At 64.2% G+C, this 16,946-nt stretch carries 17 protein-coding genes; 6 read left to right on the top strand and 11 right to left on the bottom strand.

Annotation, left to right across the window (positions count from 1 at the left end):
• The 4 genes from cyoE to ACY34H_RS19555 are packed head-to-tail and all read right to left on the bottom strand — an operon-like array spanning position 1 to position 3,338.
• The gene (cyoE, locus tag ACY34H_RS19540; protein WP_464979129.1) at positions 1-894 is read right to left on the bottom strand and encodes a heme o synthase; all 894 of its coding nucleotides are present in this window, start codon (positions 892-894) and stop codon (positions 1-3) included.
• The gene (locus tag ACY34H_RS19545) at positions 891-2,000 is read right to left on the bottom strand and encodes a COX15/CtaA family protein (protein ID WP_464979130.1); all 1,110 of its coding nucleotides are present in this window, start codon (positions 1,998-2,000) and stop codon (positions 891-893) included. The genes cyoE and ACY34H_RS19545 overlap by 4 nt, the downstream gene beginning before the upstream one ends.
• A gap of 26 nt (positions 2,001-2,026) precedes the next feature.
• Positions 2,027-2,620, bottom strand: coding sequence for an SCO family protein (locus ACY34H_RS19550; RefSeq protein WP_464979131.1), 594 nt, complete (start codon positions 2,618-2,620; stop codon positions 2,027-2,029).
• A complete protein-coding gene (locus tag ACY34H_RS19555) occupies positions 2,598-3,338 on the bottom strand; it encodes an SURF1 family protein (RefSeq protein WP_464979132.1) in 741 nt (246 codons plus the stop codon). Before ACY34H_RS19555 ends, ACY34H_RS19550 begins: the two co-directional genes overlap by 23 nt.
• Positions 3,339-3,374: 36 nt before the next feature.
• On the opposite strand from ACY34H_RS19555, the gene ACY34H_RS19560 reads away from it, so the two are divergent.
• On the top strand, positions 3,375-3,575 hold the full coding sequence (locus ACY34H_RS19560) for a twin transmembrane helix small protein (RefSeq protein WP_464979133.1): 201 nt from the start codon (positions 3,375-3,377) through the stop codon (positions 3,573-3,575).
• Between the two features lie 171 nt (positions 3,576-3,746).
• On the opposite strand, the gene ACY34H_RS19565 is transcribed toward ACY34H_RS19560, so the two are convergent.
• From ACY34H_RS19565 to ACY34H_RS19595, 7 genes are all read right to left on the bottom strand, one after another.
• Positions 3,747-4,607 carry a cytochrome c oxidase subunit 3 gene (locus ACY34H_RS19565; protein ID WP_464979134.1) on the bottom strand — a complete coding sequence of 287 codons (861 nt, stop codon included), beginning with the start codon at positions 4,605-4,607 and terminating at the stop codon, positions 3,747-3,749.
• 82 nt (positions 4,608-4,689) lie between these two features.
• Positions 4,690-4,890, bottom strand: a complete 201-nt coding sequence (locus tag ACY34H_RS19570) for a DUF2970 domain-containing protein (protein WP_464979135.1) — start codon at positions 4,888-4,890, stop codon at positions 4,690-4,692.
• Positions 4,887-5,456: a cytochrome c oxidase assembly protein gene (locus ACY34H_RS19575; RefSeq protein WP_464979136.1), complete on the bottom strand. Its 570-nt coding sequence runs from the start codon at positions 5,454-5,456 to the stop codon at positions 4,887-4,889. The genes ACY34H_RS19570 and ACY34H_RS19575 overlap by 4 nt, the downstream gene beginning before the upstream one ends.
• Before the next feature lie 3 nt (positions 5,457-5,459).
• Entirely contained in the window at positions 5,460-5,561 is a 102-nt protein-coding gene (locus ACY34H_RS19580) for a cytochrome oxidase small assembly protein (protein WP_464979137.1), read from the bottom strand.
• A 13-nt stretch (positions 5,562-5,574) separates the two neighbouring features.
• Positions 5,575-7,224, bottom strand: a complete 1,650-nt coding sequence (gene ctaD, locus ACY34H_RS19585; protein WP_464979138.1) for a cytochrome c oxidase subunit I — start codon at positions 7,222-7,224, stop codon at positions 5,575-5,577.
• Positions 7,225-7,238: 14 nt separating this feature from the next.
• Positions 7,239-8,462, bottom strand: coding sequence for a cytochrome c oxidase subunit II (coxB, locus tag ACY34H_RS19590; RefSeq protein WP_464979139.1), 1,224 nt, complete (start codon positions 8,460-8,462; stop codon positions 7,239-7,241).
• Positions 8,463-8,771: 309 nt separating this feature from the next.
• Positions 8,772-9,680, bottom strand: a complete 909-nt coding sequence (locus ACY34H_RS19595; protein WP_464979140.1) for a methyltransferase domain-containing protein — start codon at positions 9,678-9,680, stop codon at positions 8,772-8,774.
• A 71-nt stretch (positions 9,681-9,751) separates the two neighbouring features.
• Here ACY34H_RS19595 and ACY34H_RS19600 point away from each other — a divergent pair, with 71 nt between their 5' ends.
• The 5 genes from ACY34H_RS19600 to ACY34H_RS19620 all read left to right on the top strand — a co-directional run bounded on the left by ACY34H_RS19600 (position 9,752) and on the right by ACY34H_RS19620 (position 16,900).
• Complete coding sequence (locus ACY34H_RS19600) at positions 9,752-10,480, top strand: ComF family protein (protein ID WP_464979141.1); 729 nt, start codon at positions 9,752-9,754, stop codon at positions 10,478-10,480.
• 14 nt (positions 10,481-10,494) lie between these two features.
• Positions 10,495-10,965 carry a tRNA (uridine(34)/cytosine(34)/5-carboxymethylaminomethyluridine(34)-2'-O)-methyltransferase TrmL gene (trmL, locus tag ACY34H_RS19605; RefSeq protein WP_464979142.1) on the top strand — a complete coding sequence of 157 codons (471 nt, stop codon included), beginning with the start codon at positions 10,495-10,497 and terminating at the stop codon, positions 10,963-10,965.
• A gap of 141 nt (positions 10,966-11,106) precedes the next feature.
• Positions 11,107-11,691 (top strand): RNA polymerase sigma factor, encoded by a 585-nt coding sequence (locus ACY34H_RS19610; RefSeq protein WP_464979143.1) that lies wholly within the window; start codon positions 11,107-11,109, stop codon positions 11,689-11,691.
• Positions 11,675-12,712: a FecR family protein gene (locus tag ACY34H_RS19615; protein ID WP_464979144.1), complete on the top strand. Its 1,038-nt coding sequence runs from the start codon at positions 11,675-11,677 to the stop codon at positions 12,710-12,712. The genes ACY34H_RS19610 and ACY34H_RS19615 overlap by 17 nt, the downstream gene beginning before the upstream one ends.
• Before the next feature lie 141 nt (positions 12,713-12,853).
• A complete protein-coding gene (locus ACY34H_RS19620; RefSeq protein ID WP_464979145.1) occupies positions 12,854-16,900 on the top strand; it encodes a TonB-dependent receptor in 4,047 nt (1,348 codons plus the stop codon).
• Positions 16,901-16,946: the final 46 nt, after the last annotated feature.

The raw sequence follows: 16,946 nt of genomic DNA on the forward strand, positions 1-16,946 counted from the left end.
TCAGATCCGGATGTAGTGATCGAGCAGCAGCGCGCCGAACAGCAGCGCCAGGTACAGGATCGAGAACGCAAAGGCCTTGCGGGCCAGCAGGTCGCTGTAGTTGCGCCAGATGCGCCAGGCGTACCACAGGAAGACGGCATCGAGCACGACGGCGCTGGCCAGGTAGATCAGGCCGCTCATGCCGACCGCGAACGGCAGCAGCGTGGTGGCCGCCAGCGCGATGGAATACAGGAAGACGTGGAATTGCGTGAATGCCATGCCGTGCGTGACAGGCAGCATCGGCAGGCCGGACTTGGCGTAGTCGTCGCGGCGGTACAGCGCCAGCGCCCAGAAGTGCGGCGGCGTCCACAGGAAGATGATCAATACCAGCAGCCACGCCTGCATCGGTACGTCGTTGGCGACGGCGGCCCAGCCCAGTGCCGGCGGCATTGCGCCGGACAGGCCGCCGATGACGATGTTCTGCGGCGTGGCCGGCTTCAGGATCATCGTGTAGATGACCGCGTAGCCGACGAAGGTGACGAAGGTCAGCCACATCGTCAGCGGGTTCACCAGTGCATACAGGATCCACATGCCGGCGCCGCCGATGATGCTCGAGAAAATCATCGTCTGCGTCGGCGTGATTTCGCCGCGGGCCATCGGGCGGCGCGCGGTGCGCGCCATGCGCGCGTCGATCTCGCGTTCGGCCAGGCAGTTGACGGCGAACGCGGCACCGGCCAGCAGCCAGATGCCGATCGTGCCGGCCACCACGATGCGCCAGTCCGGCAACTCGTCGGTGGCGAGGAACATGCCGATCACGGCGCAGAACACGGCCAGTTGCGTGACGCGCGGCTTCGTCAGCGCCCAATACTGGGCGATGCGGCTGGTCTGGCGATGGGCTGCGGCTTGGGCGGTCATGGAGAGGGCGTCGAAAAACTGGCCCGGTAGTTTACCATGGTCAGGAAAAGCACGAGGGCGGCGGCGCCGGCGTTATGCAGCACGGCGATCGTCAGCGGGAAGTTCAGGTAGATCGTCGCCACCCCGGTCAGGAACTGCAGGACCAGCACGACGGCGATGCCGAGCACCGGCTTGCGCAATGCCGGCACGCGCCACGCCCGCCAGCACGTGTAGCCCAGCACCAGGAAGACCACCAGCGCGAAATTGCGGTGCACCCAGTGGATCGCGGTCAGGGCCGAGAACGGCAGGTAGTGGCCGGCCCTGGTCTTGCCCAGTTCGCGCCACAGGTGGAAGCCGTGCTCGAAATCCATCTCGGGAATCACCTTGCCGCCGCCGCACAGCGGAAACTCCATGCACGCCAGGGTCGCGTAATTGGTACTGACCCAGCCGCCCAGGAACAGCTGCACGAACACCACGAGGCCGGACAGCACGGCCAGCCGGCGAATGGTGCGCAGCGTGGGAGCCGGCACGCCGGCCGGGCCGAACGGCTTCATTGCATGGTCCTGCCGGCCGCCGAACCAGGTGAGCAAGGCCAGCAGGCCCATGCCCAGCAGCAGGTGGATCGTGACGATCACCGGTTGCAGCTTCAGCGTGACGGTCCAGGCGCCGAACGCGCCCTGCAGGCAGACAAAGAAGAACAGCAAGGTGGGATAGCCCGGATGGTAGCCGGCCTTGCGCTCGCGGCGCCAGCGGTACCAGGCCACCGCCATCATTGCCATGATCAGCACACCGATGGCCATCGCGAAATAGCGGTGGATCATCTCGACCCAGGCCTTGAACATCGTCACCGGGCCGGTCGGCATCAGCGCCTCGGCGGCGCGGATTTCCTCGTGGGCCAGGAAGGGGTTGGCCAGGCCGTAGCAGCCCGGCCAGTCCGGACACCCCAGGCCCGAGTCGGTCAGCCGGGTGAATGCGCCGAACACGATGAGATCGAACGTGATGAACACGCTGATCCATACCAGCTTGCGGTACTTGTTGACATCTTTCGAAATGAACACGATCGACAGCGGCAGCAGTGCGACGATCAGGGCGGTGATGGCCATCTGGGCCAGCGTGGTGTGATGCATGGTGTTTCCTTGTTCAGCCGGCGCGCTTACCCGATTGCCGACGCCTTCAGCAGCTTGCCGATATCCTTCTTCATCTTCGCGGGGTCGGGATTCTTCGGGAAGCGCATCATCAGGTTGCCGAGCGGGTCGATCATGTAGATGTGTTCCCGCGCGTTTCCGCCCGCTTCCACAGGCAGCCACTTGTAGACGGTATCGGCCGGCGCGCGCAGCATCCGGGTACCGTCGTTCACGCGCAGCAGCATGGTTTCCAGCGGCTCCTCGTCCGTGATCAGCCACACGCGCTCGATGCGTTCGCGCTCCCTGCCCTGCATCGTGCGCAGCTGGCGCATGGTGAACAGCTGGTCCTGGCATGCCTGCCCGCAATCGGAGCCGCCCACCTTCAGCATGATCCACTTGCCGCGCATCGATTCCAGCGTGACCGGGTCGCCGGCCAGCGTGCGCGTGGCCATCGCCGGCATCGGCACGGTGCGCGGGTCGATCAGCGCGCCGTAGTTGGTGCGGCCGGACGGCTTGACCACGTAATACATGAAATAGGAAGCGATGAGCGGCGATGCGCACACGGCCAGCACGGCGAACAGCTTCCAGCGCCCGCGCGCCTTATTGATCGGTTTTTGTTCCACTGCTTTTTCCGTTTTTCAATCCGCTGATGATAAAGAACAGCAAGGCCGTCAACGCCAGCGCATACCACTGGAACGCATAGCCTCGGTGCTTGTCGACGCCCAGGTCGGGCCGCGGCCAGTTGCGCAGCAGCACGCCTTCGCTGCCGTCGGCGGAAGTCTGCTCGAGCACGAAAGGCTGCAGTTGCAGGCCGCTGGCGGCAGCCACCTGCGCCACGCCGGCATTCTGCACGATCGCGCCGGCCGCCAGCGGCGGCGCGTCGCCCAGTTCCATCACGTGCCCGGCGTTCGGCTTGGCCACGCCTTCGATCGTGACAATGCCCGATGGGGTGGGATACGAAGCAATGCGCTGGCGGTCGGCCGCGTCGCGCGGCAGCCAGCCACGCGCCACCAGCACGTGCATCGCCGTGCCGTCGATCCGGAACGGCATCAGCACGTAGAAGCCGGCGCGCCCGTCATGGGGGCGGTTGTCCAGGTACACCGGCCAGCCGGAGACGAACGTGCCGGTGGCGGACACGCGGCGAAACTGCGCCTGCTCGGGTGCCAGCGGCGCTGCGCCCAGCACCAGCGGCGCGCCGGCGCTACCGCCCGCCAGTTCGGCTGCCACCGCCAGCTTTTCATCGGCGCGGCGGTCCTGCCAGCGCCCCAGCGCGATGCCCAGCACGACGAGCAGCAGCGTCGCGATGAACGGCACTGTTTTAAAGCGGAAAGCGATACGCATTACAATGAAGCCCCACCCTTCCGGCTCGCAGCCACCATGAAAATTTTCGTTGCCATCGCCTTCATCCTGATCATCGGCAGCCTGGGCTCCGCACTGTTCTACCTGATGCGCGGCAAGGGCGGCAATCCCCGCACCGTGCGCGCGCTCGCCCTGCGCGTGGGCTTCTCGATCGCGCTGTTCGTCATCATCCTCGTGCTGAACCGGATGGGCTATATCCAGCCGACCGGCATCCGCTAGGGACAAACAAAAAGCCGCAGTGACGACGCCACTGCGGCTTCCCGGTCGGCGCAGGCGATTATAGCCCTTACCCTGAGCTCGCTACGAGTGGTCGTGGCAAGGCGCGGCGACGCAGACAGTGCTTCAGCACGGCAAGGAGCCGCAACGCAGCCACGGCCGCTCGTAGCGGGCTCACAGCCAGTACACTACGACATAAAGGCCTAGCCAGACCACGTCCACGAAGTGCCAGTACCATGCCGCGCCTTCGAACGCGAAGTGGTTCTCCGGCGTGAAATGTCCCTTCATCACGCGGAACAGCACGATGGCCAGCATGATCGCGCCCATCGTCACGTGGAAACCGTGGAAGCCGGTCAGCATGAAGAACGTGGAACCGTAGATGCCAGACGTGAGCTTCAAGTTCAGGTCCTGGTAGGCGTGCATGTATTCATACACCTGGAAGCCCATGAACACCGCGCCCAGCAGGATCGTGGCGGCCAGCCAGAGCGCGCACTTGCTGCGCTTGCCCGCCTGGATCGCGTGGTGCGAGATCGTCAGCGTGACGCCGGAGGCCAGCAGCAGCGCCGTGTTGATGGTCGGGATCGGGAACGGGCCCATCGTGTTGAAGGTGTCGACCACGCCGGCCGGGCCGGCATTGCCCCATTGCGGCGAGAAGTCCGGCCACAGCACCTTGTGGTCCAGGTCGGCCAGCCACGGCATCGAGATCACGCGCGCATAGAACAGCGCGCCGAAGAACGCGCCGAAGAACATCACCTCGGAGAAGATGAACCAGGCCATCGACCAGCGATAGGAATGGTCGATGCGCTTGCTGTACATCCCTGCTTCGGATTCGTGGATCGCGTCGCCGAACCAGCCATACAGCACGGCCAGCATCGCGGCGATGCCGACCAGGCAGACCAGCTTGCCCCAGCTGCTGTCATTGACCCAGGCCGACGCGCCGATCATCGTCACCAGCATCGAGATCCCGGCCAGCATCGGCCAGCGGGACGGGCCGGGCACGAAGTAATACGGTGCTTGCTTCGAATTCATCTTCATCTCCTCGCGAACTTACGATCGAATTTCTTATTGAGTATTTCTATTACGATTTGTATTGCGGCTGGTCTTGCCGATGTTGCGCCTACTGCTGCGATACCACGATCTTGACGATGGCCACCAGGATGCCGATGAACAGCGCCACGGCAAGCAGCCCGGCCACGATCACGTGGATCGGATTGAGCTTGCCCGTATCCTGGTCGAAATCGCTCTTGCGCCGCAGGCCCACGAACGACCACAGCACCGCCTTCAGCGAATACAGGAACGACGGCTTGCGCCCGTTCACAGCCGCACAGACCCGGCAGCGACAGCGTCGGGCCGCGGCGACTGCGCCAGCCCGCCGATCTCGATGAACGTGTACGACAGCGTGATCGTCTTCACTTCCTTCGGCAATTCAGGGTCCAGGAAGAACATCACCGGCATCTGCTTTGCCTCGTGCGCCTGCAAGGTCTGCTGCTTGAAGCAGAAGCACTCCACTTTCTTGAAATGCGGCGTGGCGCTTTGCGGCGCGTAGCTCGGCACCGCCTGCGCGTTCACCACGCGGCCCTGCGAATTGACCACTTCGTACACCACCGTCACCATCTCGCCCGGGTGCACGGTGACGCTGCTTTGCGTGGGGCGGAACCGCAGCGTGCCCTGCACGTTGCTGTCCAGCTCCACGGTAATGCTGCGCGTGCGGTCGATCTGCGTATTTTCCGGCGGCGCCACGGTGCCATCCTTCTGCGTCAGCACGTTAATGCCGAGAACTTCGCAGATGTGCCTGTAGACCGGGATCAGCGCGTAGCCGAAGCCGAACATCGCCACCGCGATCACGACCAGCTTGCGCAACAGCCTGCGGTTTTCGCTGACCATCGCTCAGCCCAGCAGCCGCTTGGCGATCACGGAGACGAAGAACACCAGCGCGATCGAACCGAGGATCAGCGCCAGCCGCAGGTTGCTTTTTTTCTGGTTCGACATGGCACGCTCCTGCTTACTTGACGGTCGGCGGGGTTTCAAAGGTGTGGAACGGCGCCGGCGACGGCACGGTCCACTCCAGGCCTTCGGCGCCTTCCCATGGCTTGGCCGGCGCGGCCTTGCCGCCGCGGATCGTCGGCAGCACCACGAACAGCAGGAAGAACACCTGCGTCAGGCCGAAGCCGAACGCGCCGATCGACACGAGCGTGTTGAAGTCCGTGAACTGCGCCGGGTAGTCGGCGTAGCGGCGCGGCATGCCGGCCAGGCCCAGGAAGTGCATCGGGAAGAACGTGACGTTGAACGTGACCAGCGACACCCAGAAGTGGATCTTGCCCATCGTTTCGTTGTACATGTGGCCGGTCCACTTCGGTGCCCAGTAATAGAAGCCGGCGAACAGCGCGAACAGCGAGCCTGCCACCAGCACGTAGTGGAAGTGCGCCACCACGTAGTAGGTGTCGTGCACCTGGATGTCGATCGGCGTCACCGCCAGGATCAGGCCCGTGAAGCCGCCCATCGTGAACACGAAGATGAAGCCCACGGCGAACAGCATCGGCGTCTCGAACGTCATCGAGCCCTTCCACATCGTGGCGATCCAGTTGAACACCTTCACGCCGGTGGGCACCGCGATCAGCATCGTGGCGTACATGAAGAACAGCTGCGACGTGACCGGCATGCCGGTGGTGAACATGTGGTGCGCCCAGACGATGAACGACAGGATCGCGATCGACGCGGTGGCGTACACCATCGAGGCGTAGCCGAACAGCGGCTTGCGGGCGAACGCCGGAATGATCTGCGAGACGATGCCGAAGGCCGGCAGGATCATGATGTACACCTCGGGGTGGCCGAAGAACCAGAAGATGTGCTGGTACATGACCGGGTCGCCGCCGCCGGCGGCGTTGAAGAACGAGGTGCCGAAGTGGCGGTCGGTCAGCGTCATGGTGATGGCGCCGGCCAGCACGGGCATCACGGCGATCAGCAGGTAGGCGGTGATCAGCCAGGTCCAGCAGAACATCGGCATCTTCATCAGCGTCATGCCCGGTGCGCGCATGTTCAGGATGGTGACGATGATGTTGATGGAACCCATGATCGACGACGCGCCCATGATGTGCATGGCGAAGATCGCCATGTCCATGCCCGGGCCCATCTGGGTGGACAGCGGCGCATACAGCGTCCAGCCGGCGGCGGTGGCGCCGCCCGGTGCCAGGAACGAGCCGGCCAGCAGCAGCGCGGCGGGCGGCAGGAGCCAGAAGCTGAAGTTGTTCATGCGGGCGAACGCCATGTCCGATGCGCCGATCTGCAGCGGGATCATCCAGTTCGCGAAGCCGACGAAGGCCGGCATGATGGCACCGAACACCATCACCAGGCCGTGCATCGTGGTCAGCTGGTTGAAGAATTCGGGGTGGAAGAACTGCAGGCCCGGCTGGAACAGTTCCATGCGGATCATCAGCGCCAGCACGCCGCCGGACAGCAGCATGATGAACGAGAACCACAGGTACAGCGTGCCGATATCCTTGTGGTTGGTGGCGAACAGCCAGCGGCGCAGGCCGGTCGGGTGCTCATGTGCGTGGTCATGTGCGTGGTCATGGTCATGCGCGTGGTCATGCCCATGATCGTGGCCATGCTCATCGGCGTGATTCTGGCCGTGGTCGAGAGTAGTCGTGCTCATCGTAATGCTCCTGATTACTTGCGTGCAGCCACAATTTCAGCCGGTTGAACGATGTTTTCCGCTGGCTTGTTCGACCAGTTGTTCCGCGTGTAGGTAATGACGGCGGCAATGTCGGTGTCCGACAGCTGCTTCCATGCCGGCATCTCGGCCGGGTACTTGCCGGTCTTCTGGCCGTTCAGCAGCACGTGGATCTGGTCGCCCTTGGCGCCGTTCACGACGGCCGAGCCGTCGAGCGGCGCGAAGGCGTTCGGCACGCCCTTGCCGTTGGCCTGGTGGCACACCGCGCAGTTGGCGGCATACACTTTCTCGCCCTTCGTCGTCAGTTCGTCGATGGTCCAGGTCTTGTTCGGATCGTCCGCCAGCGCGGCCATTTCCGCCTTCTTCGCGTTCACCCAGGCAGTGTACTCGTCGGCCGTGACGACCTTCACGACGATCGGCATGAACGCGTGTTCCTTGCCGCACAGTTCCGCGCAATTGCCGCGGAACGTGCCGGTGTGCTCGGACTTGAACCAGGTGTCGCGCACGAAGCCAGGGATGGCATCCTGCTTGACGCCGAAAGCGGGAATCATCCACGCGTGGATCACATCGGTGGCGGTGGTGACGACGCGGATCTTCTTGTTGACGGGAACCACCACTTCATTGTCGACTTCCATCAGGTAGTTCTCGCCGCGCGCCTGCGTGGCGGGAACGCCCGGCTGCCCGATCTGCTCGCGCGGCGTGGACAGGTTCGACACGAACGAAATGCCCTCGCCTTCGCCCTTCAGGTAGTCGTAGCCCCACTTCCATTGCATGCCGGTGGCCTTGATCGTGATGTCGGCGTTCGACGTGTCCTTCATGCCGACCACGGTGCGGGTCGCGGGCAGCGCCATGCCGATGACGATCAGGAACGGCACCACCGTCCAGGCGATTTCAACGGCGGTCGATTCGTGGAACGTGGCGGCCTTGTGGCCGACCGATTTGCGGTGCTTGAGGATCGAATAGAACATCACGCCGAACACGGCGATGAAGATCACCAGGCAGACGATCATCATCCAGTTGTGCAGCGTGTGGATTTCGGAAGCGATCTGGGTCGCGGCGGGTTGCAGGTCGAGCTGGTTGGGCAGCGGTCCGCCGGTGCCGCCTGTGGCCGTGGTGTATGTTCCGGTTGCCGTCGCTGCCGGCGCTGCCCAGGCCGCCGAGCAGGCCAGCGCCGCCCATGATGCGGCCAGCAACGATGTGAGTCGCTTCGCAAGTGTCATATGTTCCCCAAAACCAACCCAAGATAGTAGAAAAATTTATTATGGCGACGACCTGCCTGTAGGGGTGGATCGTCTGGCTTTCAACACCTTGTGATCCTTGCTGGACCACGACCATGCCACCGGCAGTGCCACTATCGCCGATGACGCGGGCTACTGATGCTTGTTGAATCCCGGCTATTTCAACGTCCGGATCTTGCTGTCCGTATGGAAAAAAGTAGCCAAAACAGTCAAGGATTATAAGCAGTAAATCTTATCGACTTCAAGGTAAATTGCGCCACGAAAAATGGTGCGTCGCGGCATGTATCGCTATCATTTCGGTGCCCTGGGAGCGAAGCGAATGATGGCTTCGCCGTCCTTCGTCACCCGTGCTTCGGGCTTGAAAGCATGCCCGTAAATGACCTCGAAAGTGAGGCCGATCTTGCCGTCTGCGCGGCGCTGTTTTTGCAAACCCGCAAACAGCTTCTCACGGGCTGAACGGCTGAGCAAGCCTTTACGTACGGTGCTCAGGGGGTTGCCGCCCAGGGCGCGGACATCGGCCAGCAGTTTCGCCGGATCGTCGTACGTCACGGTGATTTTTTCCATGTCCATCACCGGGGTCGAGAAGCCCGCTTCGACGAGCTGGTCGCCGAAATCATGCATGTCCACGAACGGCAGTGTATGGGGAGCAAGATCGATATCGGTAAAGGCAGAACGTACTTCCTGTAAGGAGTCCGGACCGAAGCAGGAGAACATCATCAGCCCGTTGACGCGCAGCACGCGGCGCCATTCGGCAAATACCCGGTCCGGCTGCGGATGCCAGTGCAGCGCCAGGTTGGACCAGACCAGGTCCACGCTGGCCGCGCCCAGCGGCAGGTCGGCGAAATCGCCGCAGATGAGGTCGATGCCGCTCTTGGCCGGCAGCAGCTTGCTGATCAGGCGGTTCAAGCCTTTCGCGCCGCCCGTGTCGATGCTCTTCAGCATCGGTACCGACGCATCGAGGCCGACGACCTGCGCCGCGGCATAGGCTTTTTGCAATGTTGCGAGATCGGCACCATTGCCGCAGCCGGCATCGAGCACGCGCGACGGCGCCAGGCGCACGAGTCGCAGGCGTTCGAACATCCGCTGGGCGATTTCACGGCGCAGGAAATCGGCGTTGCGCACGCGCTCCGGCCGGGAGAACAGGGTACGAACCCGCTCCACGTCGATGGGAGCGGACAGTTTGGGGGGACGGGCTTGCATGGGAAATAATGGACTGAGTGCGATAATGTGCGCAGTCTACATGCTTGGAGCAAATTGCGATGGCGATGGCGATGGCGAAGGTCCTGGCCATGTTGCTGCCCTGCCCGTGCGTGCTGTGCGGCATGCACGGCCGGGAAGCGCTGTGCCCGCCCTGCCGTGCGCAGTTCCTCGGCGATGCCGTCGCGCGCTGCCCTGTCTGCGCGGACCCGCTGCCGGCCGGCTCCGGCGTGCTCATGTGCGGCGCCTGCCTGGTGCGCCGCCCTTGCTATGACGCGACGGTGGTGGCGGCGGCCTACGCGCTGCCCTGGGACCGGCTCGTGCTCGAACTGAAATTCGGCGGCCAGCTGGCGCATGCGCGGCTGTTCGCTGAACTACTGGCGCAGGCCGTGCGCGCGCTGCCGGGCGGGCCACCGATGGTGCCGCCTGCGCCTGCCGCGCCTGCGCTGCTGTGCCCGGTGCCGCTGGGACCGAAGCGCCTGGCCGAGCGGGGCTTCAACCAGGCGCTGGAAATTGCCCGCCCGCTGGGGCGGCTGCTCGGCATCGCGGTGGCGCCGCGGCTGGCCGAGCGGGTGCAGGAGACACCGGCGCAAAGCGGGCTGCATGGCGGCCGGCGCCGCGCCAACGTGGCCCACGTGTTCGCGGTACCGGACCGGGCACTGGTCGAAGGCCGGCATATCGGCATCGTCGACGACGTCATGAGCAGCGGCCAGACGCTGGGCGAACTGGCGGCCGTTTTCAAACGCCATGGCGCCGCGCGGGTGACGAATTTCGTGTTCGCCCGCACGCCGCCGCGCAATTAATCGAGGAGAAAGAGTTGTTTCACGTAGTACTGGTCAATCCGGAAATCCCGCCGAACACCGGCAACGTCATCCGCCTGTGCGCCAATACCGGCGCGCAACTGCACCTGATCGAGCCCCTGGGCTTTCCCCTCGACGACGCGAAGATGCGCCGCGCCGGCCTCGACTATCACGAATATGCGCAAATGAAGGTGCACAAGGACTGGGACGTGTTCCTTGCCGCCGTGTCGCCCGATCCAGCGCGGATGTTCGCCATGACCACCCACGGCTCCACGCCGTTCGGGCAACTGGCATTCCAGCCCGGCGACGTCTTCGTGTTCGGTTCCGAAACACGGGGGCTGGCCCCGAAATTTCGCGAAACATTTCCTGTGACGCAACGAATTCGGCTGCCGATGCGGCCAGGGAACCGCAGCCTGAACCTGTCCAACACCGTGGCCGTGGTGGTGTACGAGGCGTGGCGGCAGAACGGCTACGACGGCGGCGCGTAGCACGGCGCCTGCTTCCATCGACTTCGTTCGCTCATATCGTTGCGCGCACGCCTGCCCGGCTCGCGCAAATAAATTCTCCTGCTCCCTTAGGAAACCGCCGGCCCGCTCGTCGTAGCGATACGAACAAAAAAAGCATGGGATATGAGGGACGATACTGTTGCCTGGGTGATTAAGCACTTCCTGCCGTTCGAGGCGGAACTGCGCAGCGTGCTGCGGCGGGTCTGCGCCAGGCCGGAGGAAGTCGACGACGTCATACAGGACGTGTATTCGCGCGTCCTCGACAGCCCAAGCCTCGCGCACGTGCGCGAGCCGAAGGCCTTCCTCGTGCAGACGGCGAAGAACCTGCTTATCGACAAGCTGCGCCGCGACGCCGTCGTGCGCATCGATGCCGTGGCCAACCTGGAAGACCTGAACGTCCCGGGCGACAGCCCGGACCCGGAGCGCATCGCGATGGCGCGCGCCGAGCTGAAGTGGGTCATCGGGCTGATCGCCAACCTGCCGGCCCGCTGCAAGGCCGTATTCCGTGCCCGCCGCATCTACGGCATGTCGCAGAAGGAAACCGCTGAAACCGTCGGTATCTCCGAAGAGCTGGTGGAGTATGAAACCCGCCGGGGACTCGACCTGATCTCGAAGATGATCGAGCGCGTCGGCACGGAAAGCGCCCGGGATAAAGCCGCCATCCACAAGAACATGTTTGCAAAGAAAAAAAATGTCCACGATCTATGAACAGGCGCTGGACTGGGTCGTGCTGCGACAACGGCGCGGCCTGACCGCACAGGAAGCCGCCGCCTTCGACGCCTGGTACGCGGCGGATTCGCGCCATCGCGGCGCCTGGCTGCGCGCCACCGCGATCCATACGATGCTCGATGACGCGACGTTGCAGGAATCGCTGAAGCCACGGCCGGAATGGCTCGAGCAGGAATGGGCCGGAGCGAGCTGGCAATCGGCGGCGCGGCGGCGCCCCCCGGCCAGCACCCGGACGCGCACCTGGGCCATGTATGGCGCCATCGCCGCCAGCCTGGCCGTCATGGCCGGCACCTGGTTCGGCCCGCTGCTGGCCGGCGATCCAGCACTGGAGACGGCACAGGGCGAACTGCGCCGGCTGCCGCTTGCCGACCATTCCGTGGTCAATCTCAACAGCGCCAGCCGCGTCAGCGTCAAATACACCGACACAGGGCGGCAGGTTCAACTGCAGCAGGGCGAGGCCTGGTTCGAGGTCGCCAAGGACAAGGCGAAACCATTCGTGGTCGAGGCCGGCGATGTCCGCGTGCGGGCCGTCGGCACGGCATTCTCCGTGCGGCGCTACGGCAACGGCGCGGAGGTCCTGGTCACCGAAGGCAAGGTGGAAGTGTGGAATGCCGACGGCGTACGGCGCAAGAAGCTGCTGCTGGCCGGACAGCAGGCATTCGTGCCGGACCAGCCGGCCGAGATCACGGTGCGGCGCGAGCCGCAGGAAGTCCAGCGCAAACTAGCCTGGCGGGAGGGCAAATTGATCTTCAAGAACCAGACACTGAGCGATGCGGTCGCCGACTTCAACCGCTACAGCCGCAAGAAAATCGTCATCGTCGATCCCGGCCTGAGTGCCACGACTCTGGTCGGGCACTACCAGATCGACCAGCCGGAACGCTTTGCCAGGGACGTCAGTGCCTTTCTCGACGTGCCCGTGTCGATCACGCAGGACAAGATACTGATCGGCGATTCGGCATCGCAGAACGCGGTGCCGCCTTCCGATGGCATGGTCCGGTAAGCACGATCCAATCCGTCATTTTCGTGATCGTTTGCCCACGAATGTCCAATATATATTAGGAACGTCTCTTGCCGTTCGTCGATGGGATCAACGGGCAACATAGTCCGGGACAGAGAAGCCAGAATCGAGGAGATACGCAGGATGTTTTCGCATCGTTGCGCCATGACGGCCGTCATGCTGGGCACTGCCCTGCTGGCGTCCGCTCCGGCAACGTCCAATGCACAGGAAATCCGGGTCGACTTCAATATCTCAGCCGGCGCGGCAACCGATTCCATCGCGGAATTCGGTAGCCAGGCCAAACTGAACATACTGGCTGCCGGTGGCAGCCTGAAGGGCATCACGACCAACGCGGTGCGCGGCCGGTACGGCGTGGCCGAGGCATTGGACATTCTTCTATCGGGAACTGGACTGGCAAACCGGCTGAACACGAATGGTTCCGTGTTCATCTTATCGACGACGCCAGGACCGCGCGGCGACGCGGGTCTTGAATCCAGGGAAGAGACAATGACCGATGCAAGAATACCGGGCCAGCGCACGGCCACGTGCTGCGCCGTTTCCGCCGCGCTGCTGCTGATGGGGGCGCCCCTGTCGCAGGCACAGGAGCAGGCCAACAGGAATGTGCAGGTCGCGCCCACCGGCTCGGTGGACGATGACGTGAGGCAGGTGCTGGTGGTGGGGCAGCGCCTGTCCGAGCAGAGCGCCATCGAGCGCAAGAAGAATGCAGCCACGGCGATGGATTCGCTGGTGGCCGACGATATCGGCTCGATGCCGGACACCAACGTGGCCGAAGCCGTGTCGCGCATCGCCGGCGTGATGCTGACCCGCGGCGACTACGGCGAGGGCAATTCCATCACCGTGCGCGGCGTGGCCAACGAGGAAACCCGCGTCGAGCTGGATGGCCTGACGACCACCTCGGCGGGCGGCTCCGACCTGGCCGGCAGCGGCGAGGGCCGGGCTTCGGACCTGCGCGAACTGCCGTCGGAACTGATCTCGACGATCGACGTCGTCAAGGGCTACACGCCGGACATGACGGAAGGTTCGCTGGGCGGCAGCGTGATCATCAAGACCCGCACCGGCCTGGACTTCAAGAAGCGCACGATCCTGGTCCGGGCCTCCGGCTCCTACGCCACCATCAACGAAAAGACCACTCCCGGCTTCAACGTGCTGTTCGGCGACAAATTCCTGGACGGCAAGCTCGGTGTCGTCGTCAACCTGTCCAAGTCGCGCACCGACAACCAGAACCACCGCGTGCGCCACGTCGCCGGCACGCACGGCATGCAGCGCACCTACGACCTGGACAATTCGCCGGAAAAGACGTTCGCGCTGAATCCGAACGCGCTGGACCTGAGCCAGCCGGCCAGCTCGGCACCATTGCCCTATGCGAACGGCGCCGGCACGACATGGGCCGTCAACGATGGCGGCGCCCGCTTCGCCGGCCACAGTGCGAAAGACATCCTGGCCATGTCCGCCGCGGCGAACAGCAAGCAGGAGTGTTTCTCGGCATTTCCCGTAAGCTCCCCCGAATTCGGCCGCATCGCGTCCGCCACCGACCGGGCGGCGGCACAGCGCTACCGCGCCCAGGCCCTGAAGGCCTGCCTGAACCAGTGGAACGACTATGTGCCGCAAGGGATACGCTACGAAGTCGGGCGCCAGCAGGAAGAGCGCTGGAACGGCGACATCCGCCTCGACTTCAAGGTCCACAAGGACCTGTCGGTCTACGGCAAGTTCAGCAAGAACAACCGCGACGTGCACTACACCAACGACAACCTGACGATGGGTGCCATCGCCACGCGCACCACCTCGCCGGTCGACACCACCACGCCGATGTACACGGAGACGCCGGGCAGCGTGGCCACGCCCTATGTCCGCACCGTGAACAGCATTGGCGTCCAGAACGGCTACCACTTCTACCCTGGCAACTACAACCTGCGCGACAGCACCGGCGGCGCCCTGGTCGACGGCGTGGGCCTGAACATCGCGCCCGGCTCGATGCAGTTCGTCGATCACCAGCTGACCCAGTTCACGCTGCCCGCCTCGCGTTTCAACAACGCCGTGTTCAACCAGGAATCCCACACGGGCACCCGCACGCACCAGTTCGGCGGCAACTATCGCAACGGCGGCTTCAAGGTGGAATTCCTGTGGGGCGTGACGCGTAGCGAATCCTGGCGCTACCGGAATACCAGCGGCATCGCCTTCGACTACGGCGGCGCCACGGTGCGCCGCAACGGCGATGGCCTGTACGACTTCGACTTCAGCAACGGCGTCAACCCGCTGGAGGGCCAGACCGATGCATCGCTGTACACCCGGCTGGTGCCGGGCACGGAACCTGGCCAGCTGCGCGGCGCATCGACACCCACCATCGTGGCCGACAGCATGCGCATCGGCGAAGTCAAGGAAGCGGTGCGCAAGTTCGATGCGACCTGGTCGATCGGCAGGTACGTACCCTACTTCGACCGCATCAAGTTCGGCTACAACGCCCGCACGTTCGAGAGCCAGAGCTGGTCGAACAACGACACCGTCATCATCACGCCGGCGCAGAACGGCAATCCCGAGATCGCCGTGGCGGGCCAGAAGGGTACCAACTACATCCAGATCTGCGAGAACGTGCCGGTGGCGGGCGGCACCGCGACACCGTGCCCGTACGGATTCGAGCAGCGCAACAAGCTCGGCCCGAACGGCGCCGGCACGTACACGGTGAACCAGGCCGACTTCTGGAAGCTGGTGCAGGCGGGCCTGCGCCCGGCCGAGACGAAGTTCCTGAACGACGCCAACGAGAACATCAACTTCCCGGGATGGCTGCAGTTCGACGCCGCTTCCGTCTACAAGGTGCTGGGCCAGGCACCCGTGGACCTGGACTGCATCAAGTCCTGCATCGGCAGCGACGGCAAGATCCACGACCGGCCGATCTCGCGCATCCGCGAAGGCAACCGCGCGGCCTACCTGATGACGGACTTCAAGTTCGACCGGAATCCGTTTACAGGCCGCGCCCTGCCCTTCGACTGGGAACTGGACGGCAACTTCGGCTACCGCATCGTGCAGACCGACGTGGTGGGCACCAGCCGCATCACGTACGAGGCCATCACGGTCAATCCAGGCTGGAACCGGATCAGCAATCCGGATGACGTCACCTCGTACAAGATCACCAGGAACCAGGCCATCGACGACCGGCTGACGTTCTACATGCCGGCGCTGAACCTGGCGTTCTGGCCGATCCGCGACACGCTGGTGGTACGCTACAACCGCACCAAGACGATGGCCCGGCCGCCGGTGGCGCAGATGCTCAACGACGGCGTCACCTGCACCTACGACGAGCGCAATGTCCTGCAGGGCGACCAGCCCGGCAACGTCGATTTCGAGGATGGCGACATGCCGGACAGCTCGTGCAGCGGCAACGTCGGCAATCCCGGCCTGCAGCCGAAGAAGAACTGGAACCAGAACCTGTCGTTCGAATGGTATCCGGACCGCGACACGTCGCTGTCGCTGGCGCTGTATCACCAGAAAGGCATCGTCGGCGCGGGCTACCGGGTGCCGGTCGAGAACGTGCGGCCGTTCGAGAACACGTCCGTCGACGTGGGCGGCACGGCGCTGCAGGATGTGCAGTTCAGGTACAACACCTACGCGAACGACGTGCCCTTCAACCGGCGCGGCGTCGAGGTGGGCGGGCGCACGGCATTCACTTCGCTGCCGGGCGTGCTGCGCTTCTCGGGCATCAGCGCCAATTACTCGACGGCCAAGGCGGAGCGCGTCGGCGGCAACCGCGTGTCGTTCCTGAGCGGCGCGGAAGTGCCGCCGGACCGGGAATACGCCTACACCTGGAACACCGCCCTGTGGTATGACGACGGCCGCTTCAATGCGCGCATCGCCATGCAGGTGAACGGCAAGGCCGTGCAGGCATGGACTGCCCCCGAAAGCGTGCCGTTCCCGACGGTCGGCGCCCCGCTGGCCACGATCGCCAGCGCGGCCTTCCTGCCGCCCAACACCATCTGGAAGGACCCGCAGCGCTATATCGATGCGAAGTTCTCGTACAAGTTCAAGAACGGCCTGCAGCTGCAGTTCGAGGCCCGCAACCTGACCAACGAGATCACCTCGTATTCGATGGGCGACAACGGCGGCGCGCACCGCACGATGGTGGACTACGCCTACAACGGCCGGCGCTTCCAGGCCAACCTGGTGTGGAACAACCTGTAGCGCGGTAGCACTGCCCGTTCCCGCATGTCCCGGGAATGGGCAGCGA

It is taken from the genome of Pseudoduganella sp. jia 9 (assembly GCF_055502615.1).